Here is a 13,367-nt window from a genome sequence, read left to right as displayed (position 1 = left end):
GCTATTCCTTGACGGCCCCGGTCATCGACGAGACGTAGTGCTCGACGAAGAAGGAGTAGAGGATCACGACCGGCAATGAGCCGATTAGGGCGCCGGCCATCAACGAACCCCATTCATAGACGTCCGATCGCACGAGTTCGGTGAGCACGCCAACCGGTACGGTCTTCATCTCCGACGATTGGATGAAGGTAAGGGCATAGATGAACTCGTTCCAGGATAGCGTAAAGGCAAAGATGCCCGCCGAGATGAGCCCGGGCACCGCCAGCGGCAGGACAATGCGCGTCAGGATCTGCCAGCGCGTGGCCCCGTCGATCAAGGCGCATTCCTCCAGTTCATAGGGGATGGAGCGAAAATAGCCCATCAGCAGCCAGGTGCAGAAGGGAATGAGGAATGTCGGATAAGTGAGGATCAGCGCAAACCGCGTATCATAGAGACCAAGGTTGAAAACCATCACCGCCAGAGGAATGAACAGGATCGAAGGCGGCACCAGATAGGCCATGAAGATGGCAAGACCCACCTGTCGCGCTCCCTGGAAGCGCAGCCGCTCGATGGCATAGGCCGCGAATACCGACGCCACCAGCGAAAGCAGGGTGGCGACCACCGAAACGAGGACCGTGTTCCACAGCCAGCCTGGATAAGAGGTTTCGAACAACAGGTATTTGATGTGGTCCAGCGTTGGCTCGGTTACCCAGAAGGGACTGAAATTCTTGTAGTCGGTCAGTTCCCGGTTCGGCTTCACGGCTGTGATTGCCATCCAGTAGAACGGGAACAGCAGCACAAAAATGAAGACTGCAAGCGGCACATAGACGGTAACGATGCGTCGCGGCAGGCGCGTCAGGTAGTTCATGCCGCCATCATCACCGCTCTTGACGTCGCCCATCTGCGCAAAGGCCTTGCCGCCTGCCATCATTCACCTCCACCTTGCTGCCAGCGCCGGCGTTGCAGGCCGAAATAGCTGAAGAGAATAGCGGCCAGCAGGAAGGGAATCATGGCAACGGCGATGGCGGCGCCCTCACCAAGATTGCCGCCGGAAATACCACGCTGGAAGCTCAAGGTGGCCATCAGATGCGTGGCATTCACCGGACCGCCGCGGGTCAGCACATAGATGAGCTGGAAGTCGGTGAAGGTGAAGAGGACTGAAAACGTCATGACGATGGCGATGATGGGGGTGAGCAGCGGGAAAGTCACATATCGGAAACGCTGCCAGGACCCAGCCCCGTCCAAAGTCGCCGCTTCGTAGAGCGAGGGCGGAATTGTCTGCAGGCCGGCCAGCAGCGTAATGGCAACAAAGGGAATGCCGCGCCATACATTGGCTGCGATGACCGAGGCGCGGGCATTGATGGGGTCGCCCAGGAAGTTGATCGGATGATCCATGATACCGAGCTGCATTAGGACCCAGGAGAGGATCGAGAATTGCGCGTCATAGATCCACCAGAAGGCGATGGCGGATAGTACCGTCGGCACGACCCAGGGCAGCAGCACGATGGCGCGGAAGAAGGCCTTGAACGGCAAATGCTCGTTGAGCAGCAAGGCCAACCACAATCCCAGCGCAAATTTCAGCGCGGACGCCACGCTCGTGTAGAGGACCGTATTGAAAACCGATAGCCAGAAGACACTGTCGTCGAGCAGATATGAATAGTTCTCCAACCCGATGAAAATACCGGGCCGTCCGATCCTTTCGTCGGTGAATCCCAGCCAGATTCCGAGACCCAGCGGATAGGTGAGGAACAGCAGCAGCAGAATTGCGGCCGGCAGCATGAACAGCAGGCCGAGACCCAAGCGGCTCTGCTCCAGACGTGCCAGAAGCGATGCTTCAGTGGTAGCCGACGTAGCCATCAGGCATCCGATTTAAAAAGGGCGGCCGGCGGCTTTTGTGCCGCCGGCCGATTGCGACGTGTCAGACGCGGTAGTAGCGGTTGATGCGTTTTTCGGCCTTCTCAATGGCTTCCTGCGGTGTCGCGGCACCGGTCACGGACTCGGCGAACATGTCGACGAGCACATAGTCAGCCATCACAGCAGCCGAAGCGTAGCCAAGCGGCCCGGCATAGCCGTTCGGCCGCAAGGTGGCCGAGGCCTTGGCATAGGGTGCATTGTTGCGATCGGCAGTCCAGACCGGATTGGACTCATAGGACTTCAAGGTCTGGCAGCAATATCCCGCCGAATTGGTGATCCAGTCGTTCATCTGCGCTTCCTCGAACATGAAGCGCAGATACTCGCGCGCGGCATTGGGGTACTTGGTGTATTTGAAGATGACCGCGCTGGTCACCTGATAGAGTTCGATCGATTTGCCGACGGGACCGATGGGAAGCGGGCAGGTACGGATGTCGGCGGCGAGCTCCGCCTGGGCCGGATCGTTCTTCGGCGTGTAATAGGCCGAGATGCCATTGGCAATGACCGACAATTCGCCGGCGAGGAAGGCGCGGTTGTTATTGACGTCGAGCCAACCTTCGGTCCCGGGAATGAAAGTCTTGTAGAGCTGTTGAGCGTATTCGATTGCCTTCATCGTCTCCGGGCTGTTGATCGTGCAATTGCCGTCCTTGTCGACCATCTGCCCGCCATGGCTCCACAGCAGCCAATGAGCATAGTTGTTGCCGTCGCCGACGCCATGGCCGTGCGTGAAGCCGACCGGATGGCCGCTCTTCTGCATGGCCTTGCAGAGCTCGAGGAAGTCGTCGGTCTTGGTCGGGAATTCCGACCAGCCGGCTGCCTTCACCCAGCTTTCGCGATAGACGATGGCATTGCCGATTGTGGCCAAGGGCAGGCCGATGGCCTCGCTGCCGCGCGTGGCATAGTCCTTGGGGCCGGCATACCAGCCGCCATATTTGTTGCCGAGATAGTCGGCCAGTTCCGAAACGTCGAGGAGCTTGTCCGGGTATTGATGCGGATCATCAAACCAGACCAGCATCAGATCCGGCCCGGAACCGACATTGGCGGCGACCGCCGCTTTGGGTCGAATATCTTCCCAGCTTTCCTTGTCGACACGCACGTCGACGCCGGTTGCTTCGGTAAATTTCTTGGTGTTGGCAAGCCAGGTTTCTTCATCGCCCTTTACGAAAGGCGACCAGCGCAAGAGGCGCAGCGAGGCGCCTTCCTCCGGCTTGTAGCTGAGATCCTGGGCGAAAGCGCGGCGACCACCCAGCAAACTCGGCGCCATGCTGGCTGCGCCAAGCCCGGCGGTTGTTTTCAAGAGGTCGCGTCTGGTAAAGCTCATATTCGTTCCTCCGTCTGGTTTCGTTTCTTCCCACTCTTCGTGAGTGGCTTCCCCCAGTTCGCTTAGAATCGCTGGCCGGTCTGGGCATCGAAAAGATGCGTCAGTCCTGGCAGCGGCTGCAGCCCGATCTTTTCGCCGGGCTTGAACATATGGCGCTCGCGGAATACGGCGACGATCTCCTCGCCCCCGGGCAAGCGGGCATTGATTTGCACTTCCGATCCGGTTGGCTCGACCACAACGACTTCGGCCACCAATCCGCCATCGCCCAGGGTCAGGTGTTCCGGCCGGATGCCAAGCGTTACGTCGCGGCCCTGCAGGGCCGCGGCCTTCTCGTCGAGGTTGAGGCGCAGGCCGCCGGCGCCGATCAATGAGCCGCCCTCGATGCGTCCGGGAATGAAGTTCATCGCCGGCGAACCGATAAAGCCAGCGACAAACTGGTTCTGCGGCCGGTCGTAAAGCTCCAACGGCTGGCCGATCTGCTCGACCTTGCCGTCATGCATGACGACGATCTTGTCCGCCATGGTCATGGCTTCGATCTGGTCGTGTGTTACATAAACCGTGGTGGTCTTCAGGCGCTGGTGCAGTTCCTTCACTTCGGCCCGCATGGCGACGCGCAGCTTGGCATCGAGATTGGAGAGCGGCTCGTCGAACAGGAAGACCTGCGGGTCGCGCACGATGGCGCGGCCCATGGCGACGCGCTGGCGCTGGCCGCCGGAAAGCTGGCGGGGAAATCGGTCGAGATAGGGCGCCAGGCCAAGGATGTTGGCCGCTTGCTCGACCCGGGCGGCGATATCCGCTGAAGGCGCCTTCTTGAGCTTCAACGAGAAGCCCATATTGTCGGCCACGGTCATATGCGGATAGAGGGCGTAGTTCTGGAACACCATCGCGATGTCGCGTTCCTTGGGGGGAACGTCATTCACGACACGCCCGGCGATCGAAATCTCGCCCGAAGTAACACTCTCCAGGCCCGCAATCATGCGCAGCAAGGTGGATTTGCCGCAGCCCGAAGGCCCGACCAGAATGACGAATTCGCCATCCGCGATATCGATCGAAACACCGTGCAGAATCTGCGCAACACCGAAGGCCTTGCGCACGTCGCGAATTACGACAGCCGCCATTAATCCTCCCTATTGCGCTTTTGTCAGATAATAGTATGCAAGCGCTTACATTGAGGCTATCGGCTGCTAACCGTGGTCGCAAGGGAAAAAAGACCCGGGTCCAGAATTTAAACCTGCCGGGAGATTCAGCCCCGCTCAGAGGGCGGTGCCGCGTTCAGATCTCCGTTTGCGCGCTGCACAAGGGGAAGTCCATCGCCGTGTGGGTCTGGCCGAGACAGCACTGGTGCATGGCAAACAAACCGAGCCCTGCAAGCACCGCAATCGAGGCCACATTTGTATCCGCCTTGCCGAACAGGCTCTTGAACCAGCCTTTCTTTTCTCCCGGCTCAGCTTGCTCTGCTGCCGGTATCTCGGGCGCAGCGGCCCCGGCGGGTACCTGGGGGGCGGGTACCTGGGGGGCGGGTACCTGGGGGGCGGGCACTTGGGGGGCGAGGGCCGCGGCAAAGCTGTTGAAGAAATCCCCGGCCAGTTTCTGCGCCGTTGAATCGATGAGGCGGCTGCCCAATTGCGCCAGCTTGCCGCCGATCTGGGCATCGGCCGTGTAATGCAGAATCGTGCTGTCCGGACCCTCTGCCTCCAGCCGAACGAGCGCGCCGCCCTTGGCAAAACCCGCAACACCGCCCGATCCTTCCCCGGCGATGCGATAGCTGTTCGGTGCATCGATGTCGGAGAGGGTCACCTTGCCGCCGAAGGAGGCTTTCACCGGGCCGACCTTCAGCGTGACCTTGGCCGTCATTTCCGTGGGCGAGGTCATCTCGAGGCTTTCGCAGCCCGGGATGCAGGCCTGGAGGATCTTCGGATCGTTGAGGGCGGCCCAAACCTTGTCGCGCGGCGCCGGAATGGTCCGGCTGTCGGTCATCTGCATTTTATCGTTCCTATTGTGCGATCGAACTACGTTCGGCCTTCCGGCGCTGGGAAATCATCTCCGCCAGGATGGACAGGGCGATCTCATCCGCCGTGATGGCACCGATATCGAGGCCGGCCGGCCCTTTCACCCTGGCGATGCGCTCCGCGGCAATGCCCTCCGCAAGCAGGGCCTCCGAGATCGCCGCCAGTTTGCGCCGGCTGCCGACAAAGGCGATATGCTCGGCGCTGCTCATGACCGCCGCCTTCAATGCTGCCTCATCATCGCGGCCCTGGGTCGAAACGACGATGGTGCCCGGCGGCTCATTGCTGGGCGGCTCATTGCTGGGCGGCAGGGCAAAACCTTCGACCCGCCGGTCGCTTTCGGCAAACAGGTGCTGATCCTCAGGCGCGGCGCAGACGGTCAGCTGATAGCCGAAGCGCGGCGCCAGTTCGGCGAGTGCCACGGCGACGGGGCTGGCGCCCATCACGACAAGAACAGGGCGGGGCAGCATCGGTTCGACGAACACATCCATGGTTCCCTGGCTGGGGCAGGCATTGCGGGCGAAGCGGATGCCGTTTCGCTCCTCGCCCGGACGCAAACCCTGTTCGGCGAGCAAGTCCCTGGGCTGGATGGAGACCAGCCGCGGATGGCCGTCCGCCAAGGCTTCCCTGGCTGCCTTCAACACGGCGGCCCGGGCACAGCCGCCGCCGATCCAGCCATCGGAAATGGCGCCATCGGCGCGGATCACGGCCTTGGCCCCGGCCTTTGCCGCCGTGACCGAGACCGTGCGCACGACGGTCGCCAGCACGAAGGCCTCGCCTTTGGCCTTGAGGCTGGCGACCAGATCGATGATTTCGGGATGTGCGGGCATCCTTTCCTCCCTCACAAACGCGCGAGATACGGTTCGAGTGCGGCGAGACTGGCAAGCGTATGCGCCGGCGCAAAAAGATCGATGAAGGGCAGCGCTGCCGTCATGCCACGCGCGGTGGGTTCGTAGCCGTCCCAGCCGATCAGCGGGTTGAGCCAGACGATGCGGCGGCAACGGCGGCGCAATTGCGCCATTTCAGCCCCCAGTATCTCCGGCGGGCTGGTGTCGTAGCCGTCGGAGAAGATCATGACGCAGGTGCGGGAATGGAGCACGCGGGCGGCATGCCAGCGATTGAACGTCGCCAGGCTTTCGCCGACCCGCGTTCCGCCCCCCGCACCTTCGGCCATCAGTCCCAGCCGGTCGAGTGCGCGCGCCGTGTCCTTCTCGCGCAAGGCATCCGACACGTGAATGAGCTTGGTGTGAAAGAGAAACGCTTCCGCCTCGCGGAAATGGTCAAGCACGCCGTGAACGAAGCGCACGAAGACGGCGGTATAGAGACTCATCGAACCTGACGCATCGACCAGCAGGACGAGGCGCAAGGGTTTGTGCAACGGCTTGCGATGAACGAGGCGCAGCGGCGTGCCGCCGGTGCCGAGGCTCGCATGGATGGTCCGCCGCAGATCGAGGCTCCGCCCGCGTTTGGCCGCGCGTTCGCGCCGCGTCAGATGCGTGCGCATGCGCCGTGCCAGGCGCTCGGCGAGCCTGTGCGCCTCGGCAAGGGCATCCGGATCGGCGATCTTGCGGAAATCCGTGCGCGCCAATGTCTCGAATGCACTGGCGCCTTCGCGCTTGCCGGCGGGGGCGGCGTCATTCTCCGCCCCATCCGCGACGCGCTCGACATCGCTGGGCAGGCCGCTGCTGCCGCCGGCAGGGGCTTGTGTGGACAAGCTCTTGAGGGTGCGCTGGTTGGCAAGGGCTGCCTGGGCGCTGACGGCGACGCGCGTTTTGACATTGCGCCCCGCCCAATAGGCGTCGAACAGGGCATCGAAGGCGTCCCAATCCGACCTCCGCCCGCAGAGCAACGCCTTCAAGGCCGGCCTGGCGCGACCCGCGCGGTCGATACCGGAAGCGGCCAGCACCGCCAGCGCATCACTGCTTTCCGCGAGTCCGACTTTGAAGCCATTGTCCCGCAAGGTCCGCATGAAGCCCGCGTGACGCTGCCGGATCGCCGGCCCGATATCAGCCGCGGTCAAGGCCGCCATCTCAGGCCACCTTGCCGATCAGCCGGTCAGTCACCTCGCGCGTGACCCGGGCCCGGTCCTCACGGGTCTTCAGCACGCAACTCAACGTCTCATAGACAGCCAGCCGGTCCGCCTCGACCCGGCTGACGCCAAGCCCGGCCAATGCCGCCGCCCAATCCAGCGTCTCGGCGACACCAGGCACTTTGGTCAGTTCCTGGCGCCGGATTTCCTGCATCAATCGTGCGATCTGCAGGGCGAGATGGGTGTCGATCTGCGGCAGGCGCGCCAGCAGAATGCGGGCCTCACGGTCGATCTCGGGAAAATCGAGCGCATGATAAAGACAGCGTCGGCGCAAGGCATCCGACAGCTCGCGCGTGTCGTTCGACGTCAGCACCACGCGGGGAATCGTGACAGCCTTGATCGTGCCGAGCTCCGGGATCGATACCTGGAAATCCGACAGGACCTCCAGCAGGAAGGCCTCGAATTCCTCATCGGCGCGGTCGATCTCGTCGATGAGCAGGACCGGTGCCGTGGGGCGGCGAATGGCCGCCAACAGCGGCCGTTCCATCAGATAGCTTTCCGAGAAGACATGCGCTTCCGTGGAATGCGCATCCTGGCCTTCGCGTGCCTTGATGGCCAGCAGCTGGCGCTGGTAGTTCCATTCATAGAGGGCGTCGCTGCGGTCGAGACCTTCATAACATTGCAGCCGGATAAGCTCGGCGCCGTGCAAGGTCGCCAATGCCTTGGCGATCTCGGTCTTGCCGACGCCCGCCGGCCCCTCCACCAGCAAAGGCCGCTTCAGCATGTCCATGAGGACGAGTGCGGTCGCCAGCTCGCCATCGGCGATGTAGCCGATGGCGGCGAGGCGATCTGCGATATCCTGCTTCTGGTCCATCGAACCGGATCAGGCGCCGAGTTTCCGGCCCGTCTCCCAGATGCGCCAGGCATCGTGCGGCATCTGGATATGCGTGCTGCCTAAAAACTGGAACGCATCGTTGACGGCGTTGGAGAAGGCCGGGACGCCGCCGACATTGGGGCTTTCGCCGACACCCTTGGCGCCGATCGGATGATGCGGCGACGGGGTGACGGTGAAATCGGTCTCCCATTTCGGCGTCTCGACGGCGGTCGGGATGAAGAAGTCCATGAAGGACGCCCCCACCACATTCCCCATCTCGTCATATTTGATCTCCTGGCCCATGGCGATGGCAAAGGCCTCAGTGAGGCCGCCATGCACCTGGCCCTCGATGATCATCGGGTTGATGCGCGTGCCGCAATCATCGAGCGCGTAGAAGCGCCGGGTCTTGGCGACACCGGTATCGACATCGATATCCATGACGCAGAAATAGGCGCCGAACGGATAGGTCATGTTGGGCGGGTCGTAGTAATTGACCGCTTCCAAGCCCGGTTCCAGCCCCGGCGGCGGTGCGTTATAGGCAGCCCAGGCGATTTCCTTCATGGTTTTCGATCGGCTGGGGTTGCCCTTCACGCGGAAGCCGTCGATATCCCATTCGAGATCGTATTCGGAAACCTCGAGCAGATGCGCCGCGATCATCTGCGCCTTGTTCTTGATCTTGCGCGCGGCCATGGCGATGGCCGCACCGGCAACCGGCGTCGACCGCGACCCATAGGTCCCCAGGCCATAGGGCGCCGTGTCGGTATTCCCTTCTTCGATCATGATGTCGTCGGAGGGGATGCCGAGCTCGGTGGCGATGATCTGCGCCCAGGTCGTCTCATGGCCCTGGCCCTGGCTCTTCGATCCCATGCGGGCAATGATGGAGCCGGTCGGGTGAATGCGGATCTCGGCGGAGTCGAACATGGCGACGCCCAGAATGTCGCAATTCTTGGAGGGACCGGCGCCCACGATCTCGGTGAAGAAGCTGACGCCGATCCCCATGATCTCGCGCGTCTCGCCGCGCTTGAAGGCTTCCTGCTTGGCCTTCTGCTCGGCGCGAAGCGCCTTGTAGCCGATCGCATCCATCGCCTTCTGCATGGCGAGGTGGTAATCGCCGCTGTCATATTCCCAACCCAGGGCCGATTGGTATGGGAATTGTTCGCGCCGCACGAAATTCTTCATCCTGAGATCGGCCGGATCCATGCCGAGCTTCTGCGCCAGGATGTCCATGCCGCGCTCGATGCAATAGGCCGCTTCCGTGACGCGGAACGAGCAGCGATAGGCGACGCCGCCCGGCGCCTTGTTGGTATAGACGCCATCGACGGCGACATGGGCGACGGGGAAGTCGTAGGAGCCGGTGACGATGTTGAAGAAGCCTGCCGGCCATTTCGATGGATCGGCGCAGGCGTCGAAGGCGCCATGATCGGCCAACACGTGAACGCGCAGGCCGGTGACCTTGCCGTCCTTGGTGGCAGCGATTTCGGTCGTCATGTGATAGTCGCGGGCGAAGGAGGTGGTGGAGAGGTTTTCCATCCGGTCCTCGACCCATTTCACCGGCTGGCCGGTGACGATGGAAGCCACGATCGAGCAGATATAGCCGGCATAGGCGCCGACCTTGTTGCCGAAGCCGCCGCCGATATCCGGGGCGATCACATGGATCTTGTGTTCCGGAATCTTCGACAGCAGCGACGCAACCGTGCGGATCACGTGCGGCGCCTGGAAGGTGCCGTAGACGGTCAACTCACCCTTGACCTTGTCGAAGCTTGCCAGGCACTGGCAGGTTTCCAGCGGCGATGGATGCGTGCGGTGATAGGAGATGAGCTCCTTGATCGTCACATCGGCCTTGGAAAAGGCGATGTCGGTCGCTTCCTTGTCGCCGATGGTCCATTCAAAGATATGGTTGTGATGCTTGCGGGCGCCATGGGCGCCGGTCATCTTGCCGTCGAGATCGGGGCGTAGCACCGGGGCGTCCGGTGCCATAGATTGGAACGGATCGACGATGACCGGCAATTCCTCATATTCGACGTCGACGAGCTGGATGGCATCGTCGGTGATATAGCGGTCGGTGGCGATGACGAAGGCGATTTCCTGGTTCTGGAAGCAGACCTTGCCATCGGCCAGCACCGCCTGCACGTCGCCGGCGAGCGTCGGCATCCAATGGAGGCCCAGCGGCTTCAGTTCTTCCGCCGTGATGACGGCGATGACGCCGGGCAGCACCTTGGCGCGGCTGGCATCGATCTTCTTGATTTTTGCATGGGCATATTGCGAGCGCACGAAATCGCCATGCAGCATGTTCGGCAATTTGATGTCGTCGACATAATTGCCCTTGCCTTGCGTAAAGCGGATGTCCTCGACGCGCTTTCTCTTGCAACCGATGCCTTCCAGGCGGGCTTCGCGCTGGGCCGGTGTGGGGGTCATGTCGTTCATTCGGCGGCCTCCTTCTGGGTACGGCCGTTGAGCTTGTCGGCGGCGTACTGGATGGCTTTGACGATGTTCTGATAGCCGGTGCAACGACAGAGGTTGCCGGCGATGCCGAAGCGGATCTCGTCCTCGGTGGGATCGGGATTTTCCGCGAGCAGCACCTTGGCGCGCATCAGCATGCCGGGCGTGCAGAAGCCGCATTGCAGCCCGTGCATCTGCCGGAAACCCTCCTGCAGCGCATGCAGCGTGCCGTCGGCATTGGCAAGCCCTTCGACGGTGTTGATCTGGGCGTCATTGGCCTGGACGGCAAAGACGGTGCAGGACTTCACTGAAAGTCCGTCCATCTCGATCGTGCAGGCGCCGCAATGGCTGGTTTCGCAGCCGATATGGGCGCCGGTGAGGCTCATTTCCTCGCGCAGGAAATGGATGAGCAATGTGCGCGGGTCGACGAAGCGCTGCACTCTCTTGCCATTGACGGTGACGCTGACCGGCACTTGTTCGATGGTTTTCTCTGTCATGATATCAGGCTCCGGTCTTGGCGCGGGCGAAGGCTTTGGCAAGCGCCCGGGCAGTCATCACGCCGGCCATCTCGCGGCGATATTCCGCCGTGCCCCGGCCATCGGTGGCCGGGTCGGCGATCGCCTTGGCCGCTTCGGCCGCCCGTTGGAGGGTTGCGGCGTCGCAGGCGGTGCCGATGATCAGCTTGGCAGCCTCTGCCGCGAACAGCGGCGTGGGTGCCACATTGGTAAGGGCAATCGAGGCGCTAGAGACCTTGCCGCCGCTCACGGTCAGGATCACGGCCGTGGCCGCCGTGGCATAGTCGCCGATCTTCCGCTTGAGCTTTTCATAAGCATAGCCGTGGCCGGCAGGCGGGGCCGGTATCTGGACCGCGACCAGGATCTCGTCCTGCTGCAATGCGGTAAAATACGAGCCCTGATAGAAGTCGCGGGCCGGCACCGACCGCTTGCCGCCGGAACCCTGCAAGACATACTGGGCGCCCAGCGCCTGCATCACGGCCGGCATGTCATTGCCGGGATCGCCATTGGCGACATTGCCGCCCAGCGTCCCCTTGGCGCGGATCTGCGGATCGGCGATCTGCTGCGCCGTCTCGCGGATGATCGGCAACTTCGCCGCCAACAGGTCGGATTTGATGAGCTCCGCCTGGGTGGTGGTGGCGCCGATGACGATGTCGCCGGCCGTCTCGCAGATGCCGCGCAAATCCTTGATGCCGCCGAGATCGATGAGATGCTCTGGGCTGGCCATGCGCAATTTCATCATGGGGATCAGGCTATGACCGCCGGCCAGAGGCCGCGCCTCGTCGCCATGGGTCGACAACACGGTCAGCGCCTCAGCAAGGCTGGCTGGCCGGTGATAGATAAAGGGGCCCGGGATCACGTTTGTTTCCTCCGTGGAACTGGCTGCCGGTTGGGTAGCAACTCTTCTTATTGTTCCAACGATAGAAACGGGGGTGCGACAATCTCAACGCGACGTGCACGGATGGGCCGATCCGTGCACGAATGGCAGTCTGTTTGAACGAATTGCGTCAGATGATCTGACTTAAGCGGCGCTGGCGCGTTCGCCCAGGCGTTGCTTCAACCAGGACCGGCGCGAACGGCTGACCGGTGCCTGGTAGGGGACCTTGGCCACCATCGCCACCATGTCCGAATCAGCGCTCTTCTTGACCGAAGCAATCCGATCGAGATTGACGATATGGCTGCGATGCACCCGGGCGAAGACGGCGGGGTCGAGCTGCGCTTCGACCTCGGAGATCGGCAGCGGGCAGAACCAGTTCGTCTCGCCATCGAAAAGCGAGGTGTAATGCGCCTGTGCCTGGACAGCAACGATGCGGGCGATGTCGAGCTGCAGGCGCCGCCCGTCCTTCTCGACCGGCAGGCTGCGCTGCTGCGGTGCGGCATGGGCGGCACTGACTGCTTCCAGGGGGACCGGCGCCAGGACAGGTGCCGGCTCAGCCGCCGGCGCTTCCGTTCGGGTCGGCACCAAGGTGAGCAGGAACAGGCCGGAGACGACGAAGGCCACGACCGAGACCACGATGGCGAGCAGGCCCGGCGACAAGGCCGGCATGTCGACGGGTGCTATCTCGCTGTGGAGATGCAGGGTGAGGCCCGCCATGGCGGTGTAGTGCATCGCCGAAATGGCCAGCGCCATGATGGCGGCAGAGAGGAGGACCGAGCGCTTGGCGCCCGGACCAAAGCCGAACCACAGCGCCTTGCCCGACGCGCCGACACCGATGACGATCGAGGCGATGACCAGCCAGGGATTGTGACTCATATGCGCGCTGGCATGGAGCGCATACATGCCGAGGTAATGCATGGTGACGATGCCGCCGCCCATGAAGATCGATGCGAGGGCCGCGCGCAATCTGCTGGGCGCACCGGTGCCGACGGCAAAAACGGCAAAGCCCACCACCAGCACGCAGACCAGGAAGGAAAGCAAGGTGGGCAGAACCAGGAAATCGATGGCGACCGGCAGGCGCATCGCCAGCATGCCGACGAAATGCATGGTCCAGATGCCCAGCGCCAGGGTCAGCGCCGAACCGGTGATCAGCGCGCGCTGCGATCCGCCCCGCGCCGGCCCGATCTGCCGCGCCAGATGCAGCCCGACATAGCTGCCCTGGAAGGCCACCAGCAGGGACAATGCGACGAGCCATGGCTCGTGAGCAGGAAGCACCGGTCTTTTTCCTCCGCCTGTGCCGGCCCCCATGCGCGGGGATGTGCCTGAAGCGGCATCTTGATCCGGTCCGAATAAATATGACCTAATAACTCTAGCCCAGCCTCCGGGCGCGAACAATTCCGATGATAACGTGTTATA

General features: G+C 62.6%; 12 protein-coding genes. All 12 read right to left on the bottom strand.

Annotated features, from left to right (window positions below; genetic code table 11):
* Position 1: 1 nt before the first annotated feature.
* A complete protein-coding gene (locus ACE3OA_RS15275) occupies positions 2–910 on the bottom strand; it encodes a carbohydrate ABC transporter permease (RefSeq protein WP_374312194.1) in 909 nt (302 codons plus the stop codon).
* Complete coding sequence (locus ACE3OA_RS15270) at positions 907–1,836, bottom strand: carbohydrate ABC transporter permease (RefSeq protein ID WP_374312192.1); 930 nt, start codon at positions 1,834–1,836, stop codon at positions 907–909. Before ACE3OA_RS15270 ends, ACE3OA_RS15275 begins: the two co-directional genes overlap by 4 nt.
* Positions 1,837–1,897: 61 nt before the next feature.
* Entirely contained in the window at positions 1,898–3,211 is a 1,314-nt protein-coding gene (locus tag ACE3OA_RS15265) for an ABC transporter substrate-binding protein (protein WP_374312190.1), read from the bottom strand.
* 62 nt (positions 3,212–3,273) lie between these two features.
* Complete coding sequence (locus ACE3OA_RS15260; protein WP_374312188.1) at positions 3,274–4,329, bottom strand: ABC transporter ATP-binding protein; 1,056 nt, start codon at positions 4,327–4,329, stop codon at positions 3,274–3,276.
* A 154-nt stretch (positions 4,330–4,483) separates the two neighbouring features.
* Positions 4,484–5,194, bottom strand: a complete 711-nt coding sequence (locus tag ACE3OA_RS15255) for a carbon monoxide dehydrogenase subunit G (RefSeq protein ID WP_374312186.1) — start codon at positions 5,192–5,194, stop codon at positions 4,484–4,486.
* 10 nt (positions 5,195–5,204) lie between these two features.
* Positions 5,205–6,047 carry an XdhC family protein gene (locus tag ACE3OA_RS15250; protein WP_374312184.1) on the bottom strand — a complete coding sequence of 281 codons (843 nt, stop codon included), beginning with the start codon at positions 6,045–6,047 and terminating at the stop codon, positions 5,205–5,207.
* 11 nt (positions 6,048–6,058) lie between these two features.
* The gene (locus ACE3OA_RS15245) at positions 6,059–7,246 is read right to left on the bottom strand and encodes a VWA domain-containing protein (RefSeq protein WP_374312182.1); all 1,188 of its coding nucleotides are present in this window, start codon (positions 7,244–7,246) and stop codon (positions 6,059–6,061) included.
* Position 7,247: 1 nt separating this feature from the next.
* Positions 7,248–8,120, bottom strand: coding sequence for an AAA family ATPase (locus tag ACE3OA_RS15240; RefSeq protein WP_374312180.1), 873 nt, complete (start codon positions 8,118–8,120; stop codon positions 7,248–7,250).
* Positions 8,121–8,129: 9 nt separating this feature from the next.
* Positions 8,130–10,544 carry an aerobic carbon-monoxide dehydrogenase large subunit gene (locus tag ACE3OA_RS15235; protein ID WP_374312178.1) on the bottom strand — a complete coding sequence of 805 codons (2,415 nt, stop codon included), beginning with the start codon at positions 10,542–10,544 and terminating at the stop codon, positions 8,130–8,132.
* Entirely contained in the window at positions 10,541–11,056 is a 516-nt protein-coding gene (locus ACE3OA_RS15230) for a (2Fe-2S)-binding protein (protein WP_374312176.1), read from the bottom strand. The genes ACE3OA_RS15235 and ACE3OA_RS15230 overlap by 4 nt, the downstream gene beginning before the upstream one ends.
* Positions 11,057–11,060: 4 nt before the next feature.
* Complete coding sequence (locus ACE3OA_RS15225) at positions 11,061–11,933, bottom strand: xanthine dehydrogenase family protein subunit M (RefSeq protein WP_374312174.1); 873 nt, start codon at positions 11,931–11,933, stop codon at positions 11,061–11,063.
* A 162-nt stretch (positions 11,934–12,095) separates the two neighbouring features.
* A complete protein-coding gene (locus ACE3OA_RS15220) occupies positions 12,096–13,226 on the bottom strand; it encodes an MHYT domain-containing protein (protein WP_374312172.1) in 1,131 nt (376 codons plus the stop codon).
* Between the last annotated feature and the right edge of the window lie 141 nt (positions 13,227–13,367).

It is taken from the genome of Dongia sp. (genome assembly GCF_041906375.1).
In the GTDB taxonomy this organism is placed as follows: Bacteria; Pseudomonadota; Alphaproteobacteria; order Dongiales; family Dongiaceae; genus Dongia.
This window is presented reverse-complemented; position numbering and strand designations above follow the sequence as displayed.